16 protein-coding genes are annotated in these 21,444 nt (G+C 65.6%); 7 read left to right on the top strand and 9 right to left on the bottom strand.

Features of this window, described 5'->3' with window-relative positions:
• Nucleotides 1-18 precede the first annotated feature (18 nt).
• Nucleotides 19-792 carry an SDR family NAD(P)-dependent oxidoreductase gene (locus VNN77_07805; protein HXG51292.1) on the bottom strand — a complete coding sequence of 258 codons (774 nt, stop codon included), beginning with the start codon at nucleotides 790-792 and terminating at the stop codon, nucleotides 19-21.
• A 443-nt stretch (nucleotides 793-1,235) separates the two neighbouring features.
• Here VNN77_07805 and VNN77_07800 point away from each other — a divergent pair, with 443 nt between their 5' ends.
• The 5 genes from VNN77_07800 to VNN77_07780 all read left to right on the top strand — a co-directional run bounded on the left by VNN77_07800 (nucleotide 1,236) and on the right by VNN77_07780 (nucleotide 6,047).
• Nucleotides 1,236-2,306 (top strand): type IV pilus twitching motility protein PilT, encoded by a 1,071-nt coding sequence (locus VNN77_07800; GenBank protein ID HXG51291.1) that lies wholly within the window; start codon nucleotides 1,236-1,238, stop codon nucleotides 2,304-2,306.
• Between the two features lie 19 nt (nucleotides 2,307-2,325).
• Complete coding sequence (locus VNN77_07795; GenBank protein HXG51290.1) at nucleotides 2,326-3,480, top strand: PilT/PilU family type 4a pilus ATPase; 1,155 nt, start codon at nucleotides 2,326-2,328, stop codon at nucleotides 3,478-3,480.
• Between the two features lie 45 nt (nucleotides 3,481-3,525).
• Nucleotides 3,526-4,698: a PilT/PilU family type 4a pilus ATPase gene (locus tag VNN77_07790; protein ID HXG51289.1), complete on the top strand. Its 1,173-nt coding sequence runs from the start codon at nucleotides 3,526-3,528 to the stop codon at nucleotides 4,696-4,698.
• Nucleotides 4,699-4,900: 202 nt separating this feature from the next.
• Nucleotides 4,901-5,443: a hypothetical protein gene (locus VNN77_07785; protein HXG51288.1), complete on the top strand. Its 543-nt coding sequence runs from the start codon at nucleotides 4,901-4,903 to the stop codon at nucleotides 5,441-5,443.
• Nucleotides 5,444-5,492: 49 nt separating this feature from the next.
• Nucleotides 5,493-6,047, top strand: a complete 555-nt coding sequence (locus VNN77_07780) for a hypothetical protein (GenBank protein HXG51287.1) — start codon at nucleotides 5,493-5,495, stop codon at nucleotides 6,045-6,047.
• A gap of 50 nt (nucleotides 6,048-6,097) precedes the next feature.
• Here the strand turns inward: VNN77_07780 and VNN77_07775 are convergent, their stop codons facing one another.
• The 3 genes from VNN77_07775 to VNN77_07765 are packed head-to-tail and all read right to left on the bottom strand — an operon-like array spanning nucleotide 6,098 to nucleotide 9,425.
• Nucleotides 6,098-6,856 (bottom strand): succinate dehydrogenase/fumarate reductase iron-sulfur subunit, encoded by a 759-nt coding sequence (locus VNN77_07775; GenBank protein HXG51286.1) that lies wholly within the window; start codon nucleotides 6,854-6,856, stop codon nucleotides 6,098-6,100.
• Between the two features lie 5 nt (nucleotides 6,857-6,861).
• Complete coding sequence (locus tag VNN77_07770; protein ID HXG51285.1) at nucleotides 6,862-8,661, bottom strand: fumarate reductase/succinate dehydrogenase flavoprotein subunit; 1,800 nt, start codon at nucleotides 8,659-8,661, stop codon at nucleotides 6,862-6,864.
• Nucleotides 8,661-9,425 (bottom strand): hypothetical protein, encoded by a 765-nt coding sequence (locus VNN77_07765; protein ID HXG51284.1) that lies wholly within the window; start codon nucleotides 9,423-9,425, stop codon nucleotides 8,661-8,663. Before VNN77_07765 ends, VNN77_07770 begins: the two co-directional genes overlap by 1 nt.
• Nucleotides 9,426-9,847: 422 nt before the next feature.
• Between VNN77_07765 and VNN77_07760 the strand changes: the two genes are divergently transcribed.
• Together VNN77_07760 and VNN77_07755 are read left to right on the top strand one after the other, a co-directional pair.
• On the top strand, nucleotides 9,848-11,227 hold the full coding sequence (locus VNN77_07760; GenBank protein ID HXG51283.1) for a HAMP domain-containing sensor histidine kinase: 1,380 nt from the start codon (nucleotides 9,848-9,850) through the stop codon (nucleotides 11,225-11,227).
• Complete coding sequence (locus tag VNN77_07755; protein HXG51282.1) at nucleotides 11,224-11,613, top strand: response regulator; 390 nt, start codon at nucleotides 11,224-11,226, stop codon at nucleotides 11,611-11,613. The genes VNN77_07760 and VNN77_07755 overlap by 4 nt, the downstream gene beginning before the upstream one ends.
• A 72-nt stretch (nucleotides 11,614-11,685) precedes the next feature.
• Here VNN77_07755 and VNN77_07750 read toward each other — a convergent pair whose 3' ends face one another.
• The 5 genes from VNN77_07750 to VNN77_07730 all read right to left on the bottom strand — a co-directional run bounded on the left by VNN77_07750 (nucleotide 11,686) and on the right by VNN77_07730 (nucleotide 21,369).
• Nucleotides 11,686-13,089: a class II fumarate hydratase gene (locus VNN77_07750; protein ID HXG51281.1), complete on the bottom strand. Its 1,404-nt coding sequence runs from the start codon at nucleotides 13,087-13,089 to the stop codon at nucleotides 11,686-11,688.
• A 218-nt stretch (nucleotides 13,090-13,307) separates the two neighbouring features.
• The gene (locus VNN77_07745; protein ID HXG51280.1) at nucleotides 13,308-14,372 is read right to left on the bottom strand and encodes a GGDEF domain-containing protein; all 1,065 of its coding nucleotides are present in this window, start codon (nucleotides 14,370-14,372) and stop codon (nucleotides 13,308-13,310) included.
• 220 nt (nucleotides 14,373-14,592) lie between these two features.
• Nucleotides 14,593-16,176: an ATP-binding protein gene (locus VNN77_07740; GenBank protein ID HXG51279.1), complete on the bottom strand. Its 1,584-nt coding sequence runs from the start codon at nucleotides 16,174-16,176 to the stop codon at nucleotides 14,593-14,595.
• A 294-nt stretch (nucleotides 16,177-16,470) separates the two neighbouring features.
• On the bottom strand, nucleotides 16,471-19,566 hold the full coding sequence (locus VNN77_07735) for a GAF domain-containing protein (GenBank protein ID HXG51278.1): 3,096 nt from the start codon (nucleotides 19,564-19,566) through the stop codon (nucleotides 16,471-16,473).
• Nucleotides 19,567-19,671: 105 nt separating this feature from the next.
• Entirely contained in the window at nucleotides 19,672-21,369 is a 1,698-nt protein-coding gene (locus VNN77_07730; protein ID HXG51277.1) for an ATP-binding protein, read from the bottom strand.
• Between the last annotated feature and the right edge of the window lie 75 nt (nucleotides 21,370-21,444).

The following is a 21,444-nucleotide window of genomic DNA, read 5'->3' as shown; positions in this document are numbered from 1 at the left end:
ACGCGGCCGGCGCGGCGGTCAGATCATGGTCTGGCCGCCGCAGACGTTGATTGCCTGCCCGGTGATGCCGCGAGCGAGGTCGGAAGCAACGTAGACAACGATCTCCGCGACCTCGCCGGCATCGAGGAAGCGCCTGATGGGCACGGCCGCGATCGCCTGTTTCTTGAACTCCTCCGGGGTGGTGCCGAGATACGCGGCGGTGTCCGCGATCCCCCGGGCGGCCATTTCGGTTTCGACCCAGCCGGGACAGATGGCGTTGACCGTGATGCCGCGGCCGACCAGCTCCAGGGCGAGCGCGCGCGTGAAGCCGATCAGGCCGTGCTTGGTCGCGCAGTAGGCCGCATAGCCCGCAACGCCGAATTTTCCCAGGACCGAGGAGATGTTGATGATCCGTCCTCCGGCGTGGTCCGGCATGTGCCTCAAGACCGCCTTGGTGACCCGGTAGGTCCCGGTGAGGTTGGTGTCGACGATGTCGGCCCAGCGGGTCTCGTCCGGATCGCTCATGAGCGTCATCCCGGAGACCCCCGCGTTGTTGACGAGAATGTGAACGGCGCCCCAGCGCTCGGCCACGGCGGCAACGCCGCGCTCGACCTCGCTCCTTTGCCGGATATCCATCGGGACGGCCATCGCCCGGCCGCCACTCCCGGAGACCTCGGCGACCGCCGACTCCAGACGGTTCAAGTTTCGTCCAGCGATGGCCACAAACGCTCCGTTTTTGGCCAAATTGATCCCGATCGCCTTCCCGATCCCGCTCCCGCCGCCCGTCACCAGAGCTACCTTGCCGCGTACCATGAGGCCCTCGAAGCCGCTGAAAGAGCCGTATAAGTAGCGGGTTTTTTGTGAAAAAGCAACGAGAGCCTGGGACATTGGCCGGGCGGCGCGAGAAGCGAAGCAGCGGCGGTCACGAGGCTGGTATCCTTCTTGCTCGCGGAGGCTTTGGTGAATTCGGTGGTGCGCAGACAGGCCATCGTTGCCCGGGCCGGCTCCTGCCGAGCGCGGCCAATGGGCCGTTGCCTCGCAGGCCGCCGGCCCATCCTCCCCGCGAGCGGGCTATCCGGCGCCCGGGGCAGAGCCGAAGCTTCACGTTCCCGTGCCCGCGCTCGCCGGTCTCGGCCCATGCCGGGTGGTGTCTGCGCAAAAATGAAGCCCCCGCAACGTTACAGGGGCCGTTAAACCGGCTTTACTGGGTTCTCGCGGGCGTAATAAAATGACCGAAACCGACTAGGAGCGTCTTCATGGACATCATGCAACTTCTGGCGTTCGGCGTCGAGCAGGACGCTTCCGATTGCCATATCAGCTCGGGAGAGCCGCCGCTTCTCCGCGTACGCGGCGACTTGAAGAAGCTCGACCATCCGCCGCTTACCAAGGAGCAGGTCCACGACCTCATCTACGACATCATGAACGACGCCCAGCGCAAGACGTTCGAGGAGACGCATGAGTGCGACTTCTCCTTCGAGCTGGGGTCGGTCGCGCGCTTCCGCGTCAACGTGTTCATGCAGCGCAAGGGCGAGGCCGCCGTCTTCCGGACGATTCCGACCAAGATCCTCACGCTCGAGGAGCTGGGCATGCCGCCCGTGCTGAAGCAGCTCTGCGACAAGGAAAAGGGGCTGATCCTGGTGACCGGGCCGACGGGATCCGGCAAATCGACGACGCTGGCGGCGATGATCGACTATCTCAACAACACCTTCGAAGGCCACATCCTCACCATCGAGGACCCGATCGAGTTCGTGCACCAGTCGAAGAAGTGCCTAGTCAACCAGCGCGAGCTGGGGCCGCACACGCATTCGTTCGCCAACGCGCTGCGCGCGGCCCTGCGCGAGGACCCCGACGTGATCCTGGTGGGCGAGATGCGCGACCTCGAGACCATCCAGCTCGCGCTCACCGCGGCGGAGACCGGCCACATCGTCTTCGGCACTCTGCACACCTCGAGCGCTCCCAAGACGGTCGACCGCGTCATCGACGTCTTTCCGCCGGCGCAGCAGGCCCAGATCCGGGCGCAGTTCGCCGAGTCGATCGAGGCGGTGATCACCCAGACGCTGCTCAAGAAAAAGTCCGGCGGTCGGGTGGCGGCGCTCGAGATCATGACCGGGACCACCGCTATCCGCAACCTGATCCGCGAGGGGAAGATCCATCAGATTCCCGGAACCATGCAGGTCAGCCAGAAGGACGGCATGCAGACGATGGACATGGCGCTGCAGGCGCTGGTTGCCAAAGGCGTGGTGACCAAGGAAGAGGCGCAATCCCGGAGCTCCAACCCCAACCTGTTCGCGTCCGCCGCGGGGGGCGTGGTGGGGGGCCGGCTCTAGCCTCTTCGCGGAGGCTGCCATGTTGATCGAGGATCTGCTCAAAACCATGGTGGATCACGACGCGTCGGACCTCTACCTCACGGTAGCCAAGCCCCCCATGTACCGCATCGACGGAAAAATCCGTCCGATCGGCGACAAACCCTTCACTCCTCAGGACATCGAGGTTCTCATCAAGTGCGTCATGAACGAGCGGCAGCTGAAGGAGTTCAACGAGACGATGGAGATGAACCTGGCGATCTCGCTCCCGGGGGTGAGCCGGTTCCGCGTGAACGCTTTCCGCCAGCGCAGCTCTTCGGGCATGGTGATCCGCCGCGTCAAGACCGAGGTCGCGTCGCTCGCGGACCTGGGGCTGCCGCCGGTCCTGGGCGACATCGTCATGTCCAAGCGCGGCCTGGTGCTGGTCGTGGGAGCCACCGGCTCGGGCAAATCGACCACGCTCGCCGCGATGATCGACCATCGCAACTCGACCGAGAACGACCACATCATCACGATCGAGGACCCGATCGAGTTCGTCCACCGGCACAAACAGTCGATCGTGACCCAGCGCGAGGTGGGGATGGACACCCACAGCTTCCACGCCGCGCTGCGCAACACGCTGCGCCAGGCGCCCGACGTGATCCTGATCGGCGAGATCCGCGACACCGAGACCATGGAGGCGGCGATCACCTTCGCGGAAACCGGCCATCTCTGCCTGGCCACGCTGCACTCGAACAACGCCAACCAGGCGATCGAGCGGATCCTGAACTTCTTCCCCTCCGAGCGGCACGCCCAGATCTACCTGCAGCTGTCCTTGAATCTGCGGGCGATCGTTTCCCAGCGCCTCGTGCCGTCCGTCGACGGCAAACGGGTCGCCGCCATGGAGATCCTGATCGACACGCCGCGGGTCCGGGATCTGATCCGGCGCGGAGAGGTGGAGCAGCTGAAGGAAGGGATGGAGCAGGGAATCCAGGAGGGGTGCCAGACGTTCGATCAGGCGCTGTTCATGCTCTACAAGGAGGGCAAGATCGACCTCGATCAGGCGCTGATCAACGCCGACAGCGCCAACAATCTCAGGCTGAAGATCAAGCTGGCGGGGCTGAAGGGCGGCGAGGACGCCGAGCAGCCGGCCGCGCGCCAGGAATCGGCGCGGCCGGAGCCGGCCAGGAACGCGCCGGTCTTTCGCCTGCGCACCTGAGGCAGGCGGCGCCGCCTCAGGTGAACCGGGAAAGCGGTTGAAACGATGGAGATCAAGGATTTCCTGCAGGTGATGGTCGAAAAAGACGCCTCGGACGTTTACCTGACCGTCGCGAGCCCGCCGGTGTACCGGATCGAGGGAGTCGCGCAGCCGATCGGGGAGACGAAGTTCAAGCCGGCCGACCTCGAGGCGCTGGCGAAAAGCGTCATGAGCGAGAACCAGTGGCGGGAGTTCGACACCAAGCACGAGATGGACCTGGTGCTGGTGCTTTCGATCCCGGACCTCAGCCGCTTCCGCGTCAACGTGCTGCGCCAGCGGGGCTCGGTGGCGATGGTGATCCGCCGGATCAAGTTCGACATCCGGACCATCGACGAGCTCGGGCTTCCCCCTGTGCTCAAGGATCTCGCGCTCAAGAAAAACGGGCTGATTCTCGTGGTCGGCGGCACGGGTTCGGGCAAATCGACCACGCTTGCGGCCATGATCGATCACCGAAACCAGTCGGGGCCGGGCCACATCGTGACCGTGGAGGACCCGATCGAGTTCGTGCACCGCCACAAGAAGTGCATCGTGACCCAGCGCGAGCTGGGCTTCGACACCCACTCGTTCGCCGAGGCGTTGAAGCACGCGGTGCGCCAGGCGCCGGACGTGATCCTGATCGGGGAGATCCGCGACCGGGAATCGATGGAAGCGGCGCTCACTTTCGCGGACACGGGCCACCTCTGCCTCGGCACGCTTCACTCGACCAACGCCAACCAGTCGTTCGAGCGCATCCTCAACTTCTTTCCCGCCGACCGCCACGCCCAGATCCTCATGCACCTGTCGCTCAACCTGCGGGCCATCGTCTCGCAGCGGCTGATACCGACGCCCGAGGGCAAGCGGGTGGCCGCCATCGAAGTCCTGGTGGACACGCCGCGCATCAAGGATCTGATCAAGCGCGGCGAGTTCGAAACGATCAAGGAGGCGATGGAGCAGGGCACACAGGAGGGATGCCAGACGTTCGACCAGGCGCTTTTTACGCTCTACAAGGAGGGAAAGATCACGCTGCAACAGGCGCTGATGAACGCGGACAGCGCCAACAATCTGCGACTGAAGATCAAGCTGGAAGGGTTGAAGGGGGACGACGCGCTCGACACGCTGCTCGACAGCCGCGAATCCGGCAAGGAGCGGCTGCAGATCCAGCGGGCGTCTTCCGAAGGCAGCACCTTCAAGCGGCTTTGATCCCGGACAGGGTCGGCCGGCGGTTCGCGAGAGCTTACCGGGCACGCTCGCAGCGCCCGACCGGCGCCAACGGCGGGCCAAAATATTTCTATTGACATATTCGCCGCTTAGGCGTAGATATCAAGCAAAACACATTTTTACTCCAGATTTGTAAGGCCTTGCGGCTGTGGAAGGGCCCGATCTAAACATTCGGGGAGATCGCATGGTACAAGTACAGGGGTACGCCCAGTCCTTGCGCGTCATAGGCCAGGCCTTGGAAATGCTTCACGTGCGGGCCTTCGAGATGGAGAACGACGGGGAGGATTTCCTCATCCGCGGCAGCGCCGGGGAACCGGAGCCTGCGGGGCAGGCGGCGCCGGCCGGCGCGCTCAAGTTCGTCTGGGGCCTCCTGCCGGGGCGCGAGGAGCAAAAGGCTGCGGAGCAGGCGCCGGTCTCGTTCACCCACCTCGATCTGCGCTACACGCCCAAAGATCTCGACCGGCTCGAAGGAGAGGGACAGGCGCGCAGAAGCACCGGCGAGGCGATGGCCGACGCCGCGAGCCTGTCGCAGCTGCTCCGAACCATCGGCGCCTACCTGGAACAGAAGCGCTGCCGCATGGTGAAGATCTCCCGCGACCGCGAGCAGTTCATCGTGCAGTATCAGACGCCCGCGGGGCAGCTCACGGAAGAGACGCTGTCGGTCGCCGGGCTATACGATTTCTGGGTCCGGATGTACATGAGAAGGGCGAATCGGGTCACCGCTTGACCCGCGAGCCCGATCGTCCTTTTTCCTCGGTCGTCATTTCGCCGGTCGCATGCCCCAGTCGCTCACGTACGCCCAGCTCCTCCGACCCATCGGCCAGGCGCTGGAAGCGCTCGGCGCCGAATCGTTCCGGCTCCAGGTGGATCGCGACGACTTCGTGATCCGCGGAAAGACCGCACCGAAGCCCGCCCCCGCCGCCGAATCGTCCAGGCCCAAGTCGCTGCGCGTGGTCTGGGAGCTGCTGCGCGGCGGGAAGCCCAAGGGGAATCAACCTCCGGCCGGCCCGTCGGCGGGCGCCTTCGAGGTGACCTACACTCCGGAGGACATCGCGTTCCTCGACGTCGAGGGGCAGTCCAGGCGGCGCAACCCGGAGCTCACGCCCGAGGCGCATTCGCTCTCGCAGATCCTGCGGGCGGTGGGAGCGTTCGTGGACGAGAAGAAGGGGAGGCTGGTCGCGATCCAGAAACAGGACCAGGCGATCTCGATCGAGTACGAGTCCGCGCTGAATCGAATGACGACGCAGGAGTTTACGGTATCGACCCTGTACGACTACTGGGTCCGCATGTACCTGAAGCGCAGCGGCCGCGCGACGGCCAGGAACCGCTAGTCAGGAACCCGACCTCTCGCCCTGGCTTCGAACGTCGAACCGCAAACTCCTTACTTGTTGTTGCCCGCCGAAAAAAGCCCCAGCAGCCGCGCGATCGGGTCGTAGTAGCGGTCGACCACGCGTTCCTTGAGGGGAATGATGGCGTTGTCCGTGATGTGGATGTGCTCGGGGCACACCTCCGTGCAGCATTTGGTGATGTTGCAATAACCCAATCCCGCCTTTTCCTTGATCAGCTCCATCCGGTCGTGGCTGTCGAGCGGATGCATCTCCAGCGCGGCCAGGCGCACGAACATCCTGGGGCCGGCGAAAGCCGGCTTGTTCTCTTCGTGGTCGCGGATCACGTGGCAGACGTTCTGGCAGAGGAAGCACTCGATGCACTTGTGGAACTCCTGAACCCGGTCGATGTCCTCCTGGAACATCCGCCGGGTTCCGTCCGGCTCCTTGGCCCGGGGCCGGAACGGCGGAATCCCCCTGGCCTTCTCGTAGTTGAACGAGACGTCGGTGACGAGATCGCGGATGATCGGGAAGGTCCGGATCGGGGCGACGGTGATCGTCTCGCCGGGCTGAAAGATGTTCATCCGGGTCATGCACATCAGCCGCGGCTTGCCGTTCACCTCGGCGCTGCACGAGCCGCATTTTCCCGCTTTGCAGTTCCAGCGCACCGCGAGATCGTTGGCCTGGGTCGCCTGGATCGCGTGGATCACGTCCAGAACCACCATGCCTTCGGCGGCGGGGACCCGGTAGTCCCTGAACTCGCCGCCTCGGGCGTCGCCGCGCCAGACCCGCATATGGACTTCTTGGGCAGCCATCGAGCTTACTCCTCGAGCAGTTTTTTGAGTTCTTCCGGCATTTCCGGTCGCGGCTCCTTCGAGACTGAAAGGCCGTCGCGTCCCTTGCGGATCACGATGTTGACCTTGCCGTATTCGGGATCGGTGGTCGGATAGTCGTCGCGCGTGTGGCCGCCCCGGCTTTCCTTCCTTTCCAGGGCCGCCACGGTGGCGGCCTCGGCGAAGGAGAGCATGGAGTGGAGGTCCAGGGCGAGATGCCACCCGGGATTGTACTGCCGGTGCCCCTCGACGCTCACCCGCTTGAGCCGTTGCTTCAGCTCCGCGATTTTCTCCAGCGCCTGCTTCAGCTCGGACTCGACGCGGATGATGCCGACGAGGTTCTGCATGCAGTCCTGCAGCTCGGCGTGCAGCGTGTAGGGGTTCTCGCCGCCCCGGCCGTCGAACGGAGCGAGCAGCTCCCGGGCGTAGGCTTCGATCTGATCGCCGTCGACCGAGAGATCGCCGTGGAACGACTTGGCGTACTCGGCGGCATAGAGCCCCGCGCGCCGTCCGAAAACCAGGAGGTCGGAAAGCGAGTTGCCCCCGAGCCGGTTCGCGCCGTGCAGGCCGGCGGCGACCTCTCCGGCGGCGAACAGCCCGGGAACCGTGGTCGCGGTCGAGTCGGCGTCGACGCGGACCCCGCCCATCGCGTAGTGGCAGGTCGGCCCGACTTCCATCGGCTCCTTGGTGATGTCGACGTCGGCCAGCTCCCTGAACTGGTGGTACATGGAAGGCAGCCGGCGCTTGATGTATTCGGCCGGCCGGCGCGACGCGATGTCGAGATAGACGCCGCCGTGCGGCGTGCCGCGCCCGGCCTTCACCTCGGCGTTGATGGCCCGGGCCACCTCGTCGCGCGGGAGGAGATCGGGGGTGCGCCGGTTGTTGCGCTTGTCCTCGTACCAGGCGTCGGCTTCCTCCTCGGTCTCGGCGGTCTCGGCCTTGAAGAATTCCGGGATGTAGCGGAACATGAAGCGCTCGCCTTTGATGTTCTTGAGGGTTCCCCCGTCGCCGCGCACGCCCTCGGTGACCAGGATGCCCCGGACGCTCGGCGGCCATACCATCCCGGTCGGATGGAACTGAATGAACTCCATGTCCATGAGGTCCGCCCCGGCGTCGAGCGCCATGGCGACGCCGTCGCCGGTGTATTCCCAGGAGTTCGAGGTGATCTTCCACGCCTTGCCGCCGCCGCCGGTGGCCAGCACGACGGCTTTCGACTTGAAGACGACGAACTTGCCGCTCTCGCGCCAGTAGCCGAAAGCGCCCGCCACCCGCCCGCCGCTCTTGAGCAGCCGCTGGACGTTGCACTCCATGTAGACGTCGATTCCCTTGTGAACCGCGTGGTGCTGCAGCGTTCGGATCATCTCCAGCCCGGTGCGGTCGCCGACGTGGGCGAGCCGGGCGTAGCGATGGCCGCCGAAGTCGCGTTGCAGGATCAGGCCGTCCCTGGTGCGGTCGAACAACGCACCCCACTCCTCCAGCTCCAGCACCCGGTCCGGAGCCTCCTGAGCGTGGATCTGCGCCATCCGCCAGTTGTTCAGCAGCTTGCCGCCGCGCATCGTGTCGCGGAAATGGACTTTCCAGTTGTCCTCGGGATAGACGTTGCCCATCGCGGCGGCGATCCCGCCTTCGGCCATGACCGTGTGAGCCTTGCCGAGCAGCGACTTGCAGATCAGCGCGGTCCTGGCCCCCTGCGCGGAGGCCTCGATAGCCGCCCGCAGCCCGGCCCCGCCGGCGCCGATCACGATGACGTCGTATTCGTGGGTTTCGTACTTGTCCTCGGCAGCCATCAGAAAAACCTCACATCCTGGATCACGCCCATCGACACCAGCCGCACGTAGAGATCCGCCAGGGCGACCCAGATCAGGCTGACCCACGCGTACTCCATGTGGCGCTCGTTCAATCGACTGACCGCCGTCCATATCCGATAGCGGCCGGGAGAGGAGTGGAACGAGTTCAGGTAACCGCCGCAGACGTGCCGGCAGGAGTTGCAGGAAAAACTGAACAGCGACAGCAAGGCGGCGTTGATCAGCAGCACGAGCGTGCCGACGCCGGCGCCGAAGCCGTCCGGAAAGCGGAACGCCAGGATCACGTCCCACCAGAGAAAGGCGAGGATCACCAGCGAGAGATAAAAAAAGAAGCGGTGCGAGTTCTGCAGGGTCAGCGGGAAACGGGTTTCGCCGGTGTAGCTCCTGGCGGCGTCGCGCACCGCGCACGCGGGAGGGAGTTGAAAGAAAGACCGGTAGTAGGCCTTGCGGTAGTAATAGCAGGTGGCGCGAAAGCCGCCCGGGATCCACAGGATCAGGAAAGCTGGCGATAGATTCCACCACGAGCCGAACAGCGGCAGCGTCACATGCGTGCAGTTCGCGGCGAGGCAGGGCGAATAGAAGGGCGAGAGATAAGGCTCGGCGTAGTAGTGCGCGTTCTGCAGGGCGGCCCAGGTGGCGTAAACCACGAACCCGCCCAGGCCGATAACGACCGCGAGCGGCTCCACCCACCAGGCGTCCGTGCGCAGCGTTCGGTACTGTTCCAGTCCCACACTCTTTCCGTTCACGACGATACCTCTCCGCGGCAGAATCAGTTGCTTTGCGTTTTGTTCCTATACGGCGGCGGCTTCGCTGTCAACCTTTGCAGCCTCCACAGTCGCAGGGACGCACCCGGACGAGAATCTCGTTCGGGCTGGAAATCGACCGACAGTAACAGTTTCTGGTTTTTATTGAACCTGACTGAATCCTCAGCTTCCGAACGGGTAACCGTTTCCGTTCGCCCAGCCCCGGACTTCGGACTCGGGGCCCCGGGAGCTGGGCTTAACAAAATTCGTCCGGCCGCACAGTGAGTCGAGGAGCTGCGCTCCGGCCCGGCTCCCGAGCGACCGTCCGGACTCCGAAGCAAACTCCAACTGGCTGAAATAGCGCCACTTTCCCGAATCCCTCCTCCAGGCCCGCCGTGGTCCGGTTTTTGTAGCAGCAAGGCTCGATGAGCCTGCCCGTTGTCGCCGCAGTTTTCCGCGAAGGCACCGCCTCGAGCCTGGGGCTTCGCCAGCTTCTCTTCGGGAAGATGCGCCCTGCGGGCGAAGACCGCAGGCGCGACCTGACCTCGATTCAATGGTTCGTGGCGATCGCCAGCTCTTATCTTTTCCTGGCCCGGGAAGGCCGACTGCACCATCCCGGCGATCTGGCCCTCGTGCTGACTGCTCTCGGCACGGCACTCGTTTTCACCCGCCTGCCGGACGCGGTCTTTCGTCATCCGTATTTCCTCAACGCCATGGTCCTCGTCGATACGCTGCTCTTTTTTGCAGCGATCGTCATCAACCAGCAGAGCCCCTGGGACCTCTGCCTGGTGTTTTTCGTCGGGGTTCTGATAGCGGCGATCGGCGAGAGCCTGATCCAGACCGTTCTCGGATCGCTGGCGCTGGGAGTCGCTTCCGTTCTTCTCGTTCCGCTCTCCGGCAGGGGAGAGCTCGCGTTCGACGCGGAAAATCTGCTGCGGTTGCCGCTCCTCTTCGGCGCCTCGGTGCTCTACGGCTACCTGGCCGAGCAGGCGAAGGCCGAGAGCCAGAGAGCCGCCCGGGCCGAGGAGTCGCGCCGGCAGCAGATCGAGATCAAGAACCGCTTCTTTTCGCACATCTCGCACGAGCTGCGGACGCCGCTGGCCGCCGTTCATCAGTTCATCACGATCCTCATGGACGGAATTCCGGGAGAGCTCAAGCGCGAGCAGCGCGAATATCTCGAGATCGCGCTGAAAAACGTCAGGCAGCTCCAGGGAATGGTCGGGGACCTGCTCGAAGCGGCGCGCGCCGAAGACGGCAAGATCGTCGTGGAGCCCCGGCCGGTCGATCTCCGCTCCGTCATCGGCGACCTGCGGGCGGAGCTCCAGCCGGCGGCGGCGGAAAAGTCCGTCGCCCTGTCGGCGGAGGTCGCGGACGGCCTGCCGCCCGTGCTCGCCGACCCGCGGCGCGTCAGGCAGATCCTTTCCAATCTCGTCGACAACGGGGTGAAGTTCACTCCCCCCGGAGGGCGGGTAGCGATCCGCGCGCGGCGACCGCACGCGGCCGCGGATTTCGTTCAGGTTTCGGTATCCGACACGGGGTGCGGCATCGCCCCGGAAGCCCTGAACAGGATTTTCGATCGGCTCTATCAGGAGGAGCGGACGGCGCAGGCCAACCGGCGCGGCCTCGGCCTCGGCCTGTACATCTGCAGGGAACTGGTGGCGCGCCACGGCGGGCGCATCTGGGTTGAGAGCGAGATCGGAAAAGGAAGCGCATTCCATTTCACCTTGCCGGTAGTGCCGGCGCAGAAGCCGGCCGGTCCGGGCGTCCATCCGGCCCCGGCCGATCGCGAAACGGAGAAAACATGAAGAGGAAAAAAATCCTGGTGGTCGACGACGACAAGGACCTGCTGCTGGCGCTGCACATCCGGCTGACGGCGCGCGGCTACATGACCTTTTGCGCGCCGGACGCGAACTGGGCGATCCAGATGGCCGTCCAGGAAAAACCCGACCTCATCCTTCTGGATCTCGGACTTCCGGATCAAAACGGCTTTGCCGTCATCGAGGCGCTGAAGCGCCTGAATTCGGGAAACATCCCGATCATCGTGGTCAGCGCGCGGCCGCGCGAGCTTTACGAGGAGCCGTCGCTGCTCGCGGGCGCCGTGGAGTACTTCGAGAAGCCGTTCGATAACGCGGAGCTGATCCGCGCGATTCAAAGCGTCCTCAACGGGTCGTACACCGCGGCATTGTCCTGAACGCGGACTCTGCGGTTGCGGTCAGGCCGGCAGGCGGCGAATCCCACCGCAGTAAGGCGAGTCCGCGGCAGATCAGGAACGGCGTCGCAACGGGCCGGTCATGCGGAGCGGATCGAGGAGCCTTTCCAGCTCGTCGTCGGGGAGGACGCGGCGGGCGCGGGCGACCTCGCGCACGGTCTTGCCGGTCTCGTATGCCTCCCGGGCGATCCGCGCCGCGGCATCGTAGCCGATGGCCGGAGCCAGAGCGGTCGCCATCGCCGGGCTTTGCTCCGCGAGCGCGCGGCAGCGCTCGCGGTTGGCCGCAATCCCTGCCACGCATTTGTCGGTCAGAACCCTGACCGCGTTCGCCGTGAACTCGATCGCTTCCTGCAGCCGCAGCGCCATGATCGGCATCATCACGTTCAGCTCGAAATTTCCCGACTGCCCGCAAAGCGCAATCGTCGCGTCGCAACCGATCACGTGCGCGCAGACCTGCAGGACCGATTCGCAAACCACCGGATTGACCTTGCCCGGCATGATGGAGGACCCGGGTTGGGTCTCCGGAAGCACGATCTCGCCGATGGCGCCGCGGGGTCCCGAGGCGAGCCACCTGAGGTCGTTGGCGATCTTGGTCAGGCTGACCGCGAGGGTCCGCAGGCTCGCGCTGGCGTGGACGACCGCGTCCCGCGCGCCCTGGGCTTCGAAGTGATCGGACGCCTCGCGGAAGGCCAGGCCGGTCGCCGCGGCGATTTTCCGGATCACCCGGGCGGGAAACTCCGGGTGGCAGTTGATGCCCGTGCCGACCGCCGTGCCACCGAGAGCCAGCTCCTCCAGCCCGCGGGCCGCGGCTTCCACACGCTCGGCCGCCAGCTCGATCTGGCGCGCGTACCCGCCGAATTCCTGCCCCAGCCGGACCGGCGTGGCGTCCGCGAGATGCGTCCGCCCGAGCTTGACCACGTCGTCGAATTCGTCCGCCTTCCGCGCCAGCGCCGCGCGCAGGGCGGCGAGCGCGGGAAGCAGCTCGCCCCGGATCGCCCCGAGCGCCGCGACGTGCATCGCGCTGGGGATCACGTCGTTGCTGGACTGGCCGAGGTTGACGTGGTCGTTGGGATGGACCGCCTTGGCGCCGCGCGGCTTGCCGAGAATTTCCGCCGCGCGATTGGCGATGACCTCGTTGGCGTTCATGTTGGTCGAGGTTCCCGACCCGGTCTGGAAGATGTCGACGACGAATTCGCGGTCGTGCCTGCCGTCCATGATTTCCCGGGCGGCGGCGCAGATGGCCCTTGCGACGTCGGGCGCGAGAAGCCCCAGCTCCTCGTTGGTCTCCGCCGCCGCGTGCTTGATGAGCGCGAGCGCGCGGATGAAGCTCTTCGGAAAGCCGATGCCGCTGATGGGAAAATTTTCGACCGCACGCTGCGTCTGCGCGCCGTAGTAGGCGCGCTCGGGGACTCTGACCTCGCCCATCGAGTCGGTCTCGATCCGGTATTTTTCGGCCATCGCAGCCTCCTTCGATTCACGGGTTTGTTCAAGCGGTTCGGGCCGTTCAAGCCGTCGCCGAGCAGAGCGCGGCTCAAACGCAGGTTTCCGGAACCCGGGCTCGCGCCGCCGCGTTGCGCGCCGATCGAACGGGGCACCGGTTCCAGTAGACTATTTTCAGCGCAGGATGTGCAAGGGCGGAGGCGGGCGAAAGACGAACGGTGTGATCGCGCCGCGCGTCAATGCAGGACCGGACCGTGCAGGGACTCGACGCGGTCCTTCCCTTTGCGCTTTGCGATGTAGAGCGCCCGGTCGGCGTCGTGGTCGAGCACCGGCGGATCCCCGGCGGCCAGGGAACGGCAGCTCGCCCCGATGCTCACGGTCACGAGCAACAACCCCTGCGGAGTCTGGAGAGGCGTTTGCTTGATCGCCAGGCGGATCCGGTCCGCGAGCGCAACCGCGTCGGCAAGACGGGTCTCGGGGAGAATCACGGCGAACTCTTCGCCGCCGTAGCGGGCGGCGAAGTCCCCCTGCCGGACGGCGTCCCGCAACGTCCCGGCGACCAGACGCAGCACGCGGTCGCCCCAGTCGTGCCCGAAGGCGTCGTTCACGGCCTTGAAGTTGTCGATGTCGAGCATCAGCAGGGAAAGCGAGCGGCCGTAGCGCGCCGCCCGCGCCTGCTCCTCCTTGATCCTCTCGTCGAAAGCCTTCCGGTTGGGCAAACCGGTCAGGAAATCCCGGCGCGCCTCGAGCTCGGCCTGCTGGCGCGCCGCCCGTTCGGTATGAATGAGCTGAGTGAAATAGCCGTAGAAGACCGACGCGCAAAAGAGGAACGGCACCCGTAGCAGCAGCTCGGCATCCCGGCGCTCCGCGAGGAAAAGGAGCGAGCCGTAGACGGCGGAAATCAGCGCGGCAAAAGCGAGCGAGTAGCGGATGTCCTGCCAGAACGCAGCGATGATGATGACCAGAAAATAGAGGAGATAGAGGTCGGTTCCCAGGTTTCCCGTCACGATCAGGGAAAAGCTCAGCGCCAGCGTGTCGAACACGATCAAGGTTCCGGTGAACCACTGGGCCGACAGCAGGCCGTCGCGGGCGACGTAGAGGAGGGCGTTGCTCGCGACGTGCAGGAGAACCCAGGCCCGGATCAGCTCCCGCCCGGGAATCGGATTGCTCGCCGAGAGCAGCAGCGAAGAAGAGGCGAAGATCACCACCCACCGCAGCAAGACGATGCTGCGGTTCCTGGAAACCGTAAAGAGGTTGTCGGAAACCTCGGTCAGGCAGTGAAGGCCGGCAAGTCCCTTCATTTTCCCGGAAAACCGGCGGCGCGTCGCCCGGCTCGGCGGGCCGCCGCCTCGGCTCTCGCAGGAAAAGCACTCGGCATGCCAGGCCGAATAGCGGCCCAAGTCCTCGATCTCACGGCGAAAAGAGGTGGCCGGAAAAATCGCGAAGAATCCCGTCGCGGCACGTTTGGGCGGATTTGGACAATAATGCGCCGCTTGCGGGCGGGAATGATCTTCGACCGGCTCAGGACGCAGGGGGCTTTCCGGCCGGCCTTTGCGGAATCGTGAGGGTGAACGTCGAGCCCTGGCCGTAGCGGCTTTCGGCGGAGATCGCGCCGCCCAGGAGAGAGGCGAGCTTTTGCGACAGATAGAGCCCGAGGCCGGTTCCCTCGTGACGTCGCCGCAAGCTCGCGTCGACCTGCGAAAAAGGCAGGAACAGCTTCTTCATCTGCTCGGGGGCGATGCCGATGCCGGTATCGGAGACGGCGATCTGAAGCCGTCCGCCGGCCGCTGCCCGGCAGCGGATGCAGACCTCGCCGCGCTCGGTGAATTTCACGGCGTTGCCGGCGAGGTTGAGAAGGACCTGGAGCAGTCTGGTCCGGTCGCTCGTGACGGCGGGGCAGCCGGGTTCCACCTCTCGTATCAGCCTCAGGCCCTTGGCGGCGATCGCGGGGGCGAGGTTTCCCTCGACCTCCGCCAGCACTTCATCTATCGTGAACTCGCTGAGGACCAGTTCCATCCGGCCCGCTTCGATCCGGGAGAGGTCCAGAACGTCGTTGATGAGCGCCAGCAGATGGCGGGCGCTCGTCAGTATATCGTTCAGGTACTCGCGATGTCGCGACGAAATCTTTCCCACCTTGCCGTCGTACATGAGCTGGCTGAAGCCGATGATGGCGTTGAGCGGCGTGCGCAGCTCGTGCGACATGTTGGCCAGGAACTCCGACTTCATGCGGTCGAGGTCGCGAAGCCGGGCGTTGACCTCGGCCAGCTCCGCGGTGCGCTGGGCGACCTTGCGCTCGAGCAGGTCGTGCGACCGCTGCAGCAGCTCCTCCGCCTCCTTGCGCTCGGTGATGTCGAGCACGACGCCCTCCACGCGCACCGGCCGGCCGCTGTCGTCGTAATGGGCGCAACCTCTGGACGCCAGCCAGCGGGTCGTGCCGTCGAGCCGGCGTACGCGGAACTCGGCACCATAATGAGCGCGCTCTTCGATGGCCCGGGTCACGGCGGCTTCGACAAGATCGCGGTCGTCGGGATGGATCGCGCCGAGGAAGCGCTCGTAGCTCGCCGCAGTGTCCGGCGCGATGCCGAGCATTCGCCGGCACCGCTCGCTCCAGATCACCTCGCCGGTCAAAAGGTTCCGGTGCCAGGTGCCCATGTCAGCGCCGTCCAGCGCCAGGCGCAGCCGCTCCTCGCTCAGGCGCAACTGCTCCTCGGCCAGCAGCCGTTCTCTTTCCGCGCGCGCCCTGTCGATGGCCGCTGCCAGCACGTGCGGCAGGCGCCGGATGCCGTTCGGACTTTTGATCACGTAATCGGCGGCGCCACGCTGCAGCGCCTCGACCGCGACTTCCTCTGAACCGCTCCCGGTGAGGATAACGACGGGCAGCCCCGGACGGTCGGCCCGCATCTGATCGATGACTTCAAGGCCTCCGAGGCCGAGGATGCTGATGTCGCTCAAAACCACGTCGTAGCCGCCGCCGGCGAGACAGGCCTCGAACTCAGCGGCGGAACCCGCTTCGGTAACCTCGAATTCGCCGGATTCTTTTTCGAGCAAATCCTTGACCAGCGCACGATCCAGCGGATCGTCATCGATATACAGGACCCGAATCATATCCGTGCAGCCTCCGGACCCTGGCGAGTTCGGCGAGTGTCAGTTGACGTCGGACGATCGCTGCGAAGCGCAAAAGTCGCGCGGGCAGATGGTGGTTGGTCGCTATCGACGGTGCGTGCCGGCTGAAAACAAAAGCCCGGCCCGATGGCACGCCTCGAACCGAGCTTCCTTTGTGGTTCAGCTTGAAAATTACATTTGATTATCATATATGCCTGAAGTGTCAAGGCTCGACGAATCTAAGAGGACGGTCCCGAGCGCACGGCTGAAAGAGAAGATCCGACGGCGGACCGGCTTTCACGCAGCACCCGTCGGTCCGCCCGACGGGATCCGCACCGTGAACGTCGAGCCTTTGCCCGGCGCGCTCTCTACCGCGACCGTTCCGCCGAGGAGAGCGGTGAACTTCTTGACGATGTGGAGGCCCAGCCCCGCCCCTTCGTAGCTGCGCGTGGTCGAGCTGTCGAGCTGGTGAAACATGTCGAAGATCTCCGAAAGGCTTTCCTCGGGAACGCCGATGCCGGTGTCTTTCACCGAGAATTCCACGTACGGCGCGGTTCCCGCCCCGCCCCCGGGCGCCGCCGAGACCGTCACGCTGCCGCTGTCGGTGAACTTCAGGGCGTTGGCGATGAGGTTGCGAAGGATCTGAGCCAGCCGCAACCGGTCGGTCCGCAGGGGCGGAAGCCCGGGCGAAATCCGCCAGATCAACCGCACCGGCTTTTGCTGCGGGACATCGACGGCGAGCTTCAGCTCTTCCATGAGTCGCTCGACGTCGACGGGCCCGAGATCGAGGACGATGTCGCCGGACTCGAGGCGGACGGCCTCCATGATGCTGTTGATCATGCGAAGCAGCTCGTTCGCCTGAAACTCGATCTTCTTCAGCGCGGCGCCGTGGGCCTCGTCGCCCGATCGCATGAGATCGTCCCGGACGACGGAGGCATATCCCAGGATGATGTTCAGCGGCGTCTTCAGCTCGTGCGACATCACGCCGAGAAACTCGCTCTTGACGCGGTTGGACCGTTCCAGCTCCTTCACCTGCTCCTTCACCTGGTCGTAGAGCCGGGCTTTCTGGATCGCCAGGCCGGTCTGGCTGCCGATCGCCTCGAGCAGGCGGATCTCCTTTTCCTGCATGGCCCGCGGCGACCGCGAGCCGAGGAGCATGATCCCGAGGACCTCGTCTTCGGCCGAGATCGGGACGAGGACCGCCGAGCGGGCCTCTTCCAGCTTCAGCGAGCTCAGGCCGTCATGCGCGGTGAGGTCTTCCACGACGAGCGTTTTCTTGGTTTGCAGCACGCGGTAGAGCGTGGGCTTCCGGCCAGCGCCAGCCGGCTCCAACAGCCGGTCATGGATATTGCCGGAATTCCGATAGCCATGGTGCGCGGCAACTTCCATCCGTTTGCCCGCGGGGTCCAGCAACCGGATCAATCCCAGGTCGAACGCGCCCGCCGAAAGCGTCTTCTGCAGGATCAGGTTCAGGATAGGCTTCAGCTCGAGCGTGTTCAGGATACCGCGGTTGATTTCATGGAGGGTCTGAAGCTCCCGGTACGAAGACCGGACGGCCTCGTCGGCGCGGCGCTGCTCGGTAACGTCTTCCGCGACGCCGGCAACCCGGTAGACCGCTCCCGACCCGTCATGGATCGGAAACGCCCGGTCGCGCACCCAGCGAACGGAGCCGTCGGGGCGCACGACGCGGTACTCCTCGTCGTATGCCTCGCCGCGCCCGGCGCCGAGGGTGGCCGCCTCGACCCGGGGGCGGTCTTCCGGATGGATCGCGTCCATCCAGGAGGCCGGGGCGTCGTAAAGCGCTTCCCGGGTCCGCCCCCAGATCGACTCGTACGCGGGACTGACGTAGATCATGTCGCTTCGGTCGCGATTGGTGAGCCAGAAGACCTCCCGGATGTTGTCGGTGAGCTGGCGCAGGTTCTCCTCGCTCTCCTGCAACAGCCGTTCGGTATTTTTTCGATCGGTCACGTCGCGCGAGTTGATGATGACACCCCGGAACGCTCCCGGGCCGGCCAGTCTCTTGCCGATTGTTTCGAGGTAGCGCCACGAGCCGTCTTTGTGCAAGACGCGGAAACCGGACCGCAAGCCGTTATCGTCGGCGGAGGCGACGGCGAAAGCCTGCCGAGCGCGCTCGGCGTCCTCGGGGTGAACGAAATCGAAGACGCTTCTGCCGCAGAGCTCCTGCGGCAGGTAGCCGAGCACCCGCTGCGCCGAGGGGCTCTGATAGCGTATGGTTCTGTCCCGGTCGAGCACCGTGATCAGGTCCATCGCGTTTTCGATCAGCGCCCGGAAATACCGTTCGCGCTCCGCCAGCATCGCCTCGGCCCGCGCCCGCTCGGCGCGGTCGCGCAGCGCCAGAATTCCAGAGGAGACGTCGGATGCCAGATTGGCCAGCAGCTGGATCTCTTCGGCGTCGAAAGCGTCCGGCTCTCCGGCGTAGATGTTCAGGGCCCCGAAGACCCTTTCTCCGGCGGTCAAGGGCAGGGCTATGGAAGAGGCGAAGCCCCGGGCCAGCGCCTGCTCGCGCCAAGGAGCGAAGCTGGGATCTTCGGCGATATGACGGGCGATCGCGGGCTTGCCGGTGCGGATCGCCGTCCCGGTCGGACCCAGGGACGCGGCGTCTTCTCCCCAGTGAACGGAAATGGCTCCTATGTAGTCCTCTCCTCGACCCGCGCGCGCCACGGGCCGCACGGTTTTCTCGCCGTCCTCTTCCGCGAAGCCGATCCAGGCGAGCTGGTACCCGGCTTCCACGACCAGGCGGCAGACCTCGTGCAAAAAGTCGTTTTCTCCGGCGGCGCGCGGGAGCGCTTCGTTGCAGCGGCTGAGCATGTAGAGCATGCGGTTGGAGCGGCGCAGGGCTTCGCCCGTCCGGTGCCGTTCCATCCAGCCGGCGAGGATATTGGCCGCCGCTTCGACGAAATGGACGTCGTCCTCCGTAAAGGCCCGGGGCCTCGAAGCGTAAGCGGCGATCGCGCCGCACGGTCCCCGTTCGCCGGGAACGGGCACGGCGAGCCCGCTGACCACGCCCTGATCTCGGAAAAGGGCGCCGCCCTCGAAGCGGCTCTCGGAGCGGAAATCGCGAACGATCACCGGCCTCCTGGCGGCGAGCGTGTACACGACGTGACTGTCGGCGGCGGATGCGCCGGAATTTTCCGGCCAGCCCGCGCCGGCTCGGAGCGCCAGGCGGGACCCGGAGAGAATCTCGAAGATGGCAGCGCGCTTTAGACCCAGCCCCTCCGCGACGTAACCGGCGGTTTCCCGGAGCAACGTCTCGAGAGAGTCCGATCTCAGGGCGATCTGCCCGAGCCTCGCGATCGCGGCCCGTCGCCGGCGCGCTTGCAGGCCGCGCCGAGGGCCTGCCGGCGAGCCTGTCTTGTGGCCGACGCGGCTCATGAGAACGACCTCCGGGCGGGCCCTGTCCGCCGTCCCGGGCGCCCGGCCCTGTGCCTTGAAGAGGGAGAGCGTGTCGGAAAGGTTCGCATGAAGGCTCGAGCGCTCTCACGACACCCGGCGTGCCGGCGCGGGCGGGCCTTCGCTCGCGGCGGCTGCGCTTCCGAGGGGCACCGTGAACGAAAACGTGGCGCCTTCGCCGGGTCGGCTTTCGGCACGGATGCGGCCGCCGTGGGCCTCGACGATCATTTTGCAGATGACCAGTCCCAGGCCCGTCCCCTTGTGCTTCGAGGCCTTTCCGCTCGCGGTTTGTCTGTACTTCTCGAACAGCGCGCTCATTTCCTCGGCAGGGATCCCGACGCCGTTGTCCCGAACCCAGAATTCGACTTCGGCCGGCCTGCTCGCGGCACCGATCTCGATCCTCCCTCCAGCGGGGGTGAACTTCACGGCGTTGTCGAGAAGGTTCATCAATACCTGCTCGAGGCGGCGGGCGTCGACCCGCAGCCTCGGGAGCTGAGCGTCGACGGCCTTGCGAAGTTCGATGGCCTTCTCCCGAGCGCGCAGGCGGCAGGTATCCAGGGCCCGGTCGATCATGCTTTCGGGTTCCGTCTCCTCCAGGGCAAGCTCCATGCGGCCCGATTCGAGCTTCGAGAGGTCGAGAAAGTCGTTCACCAGGCTCACCAGCTGCCGCGCCGTCTCCGTCGATTTCGTGAGCCAGCGCTTCTGCTCGTCGGTGACCGGGCCGAAGACCCCGTCGGCCATCAATTCGCTCACGCCCATGACCTGATTGAGGGGCGAGCGCAGGTCGTGGGCGATCATCGCGGTGAAATCGGCCAGAGCGCTCTGCGCGCGCTCGCGGGCGGCGATCTCGTTCCTGAGCATCTCGTTGGCCGCTTCGAGCTGGCGCGCGCGCTCGCGAGCGATCTGGAAAACGTGAGCGAGCAGGGCGAGGAGCGCCGTCACGACGAAGCCGGTGACCAGCACCAGCCGATCGAGGCCCGAGCGGATCTCGGCGAGCCACTCGGGCGTGGGCCAGACGCGTATGGTCCAGGCCGGAGCGCCCCAAGCCACGCCGTGCAGTTTGAGATCGGCCTCGCGCGCCCATTCCTTCGTGGTCGCCTGAGCGCCCGGCTTGATGTAAATGCGCTTTTGCCCCTCCAGGATCTCCACGTCGTAACGGCGCACGAGTATGGCGTTCAGGAGCCCCGTCATGGTGGAGTAAGGGTTCAGAACCGCGGCAATGAAGCCCTGGGGCCGATCGCCTCCGGGGCTGAACACGGGCACGTAAATCAGGATCGCGGTCCCTCCCGGGGGCTGATCCAACGCTCGCGTCATGGTGACCGCCTGCCGGCTCAGGGCGTTTCGGAGGAGCTGATCCCGCGACGGGCCCAGGGCCGCCTCCACGTCGCCGATTTTTCTTCCTCCGGTCGATACGCCCCACTGCCGCTGCAGCCTCGAATCGAACCCTTCGATCGCCTCCAGACCGTACGAGTAGGCGAACTCGGTTCGGGCGTCCGTTTCCAGCTCGATGCGCGACAGCTTCCCCGTGCCCCACCGATGGCTCATCCGCACGAGCGATTCGATGTGGGCGGTTACGGCGCCTTCGATCGAACGCGAAAGAGCCTGGACCTCTCCCTCGACGATCCGGAGAATGCTTTCTCGGTTCGCGTCGCCGACGGCTCTGGAAAGCGTCAGGGTCGCGCCGATCCCGAACAGGATCAAGGCGGTGGGAAACCAGTGCCGGACGGCGGCCGGGCGCGAGCCAGGCCGCGCGGAGAAAAAACTCTTCAGTGACGAGATTCTCATTCTTCCAGTCGGGCCTCGGGCGCGCGGAGCTTCCCGGGTCTTCCCGGGCTACGCCGGCTGTGCTTCAGCGCCGGG

The sequence above is a fragment of the Candidatus Zixiibacteriota bacterium genome (genome assembly GCA_035574315.1).
Taxonomy (GTDB): Bacteria; Desulfobacterota; Binatia; order UBA9968; family UBA9968; genus DATLYW01.
The sequence above is the reverse complement of the archived record's forward strand: the minus strand, read 5'-3'. Positions and strand labels throughout refer to the sequence as shown.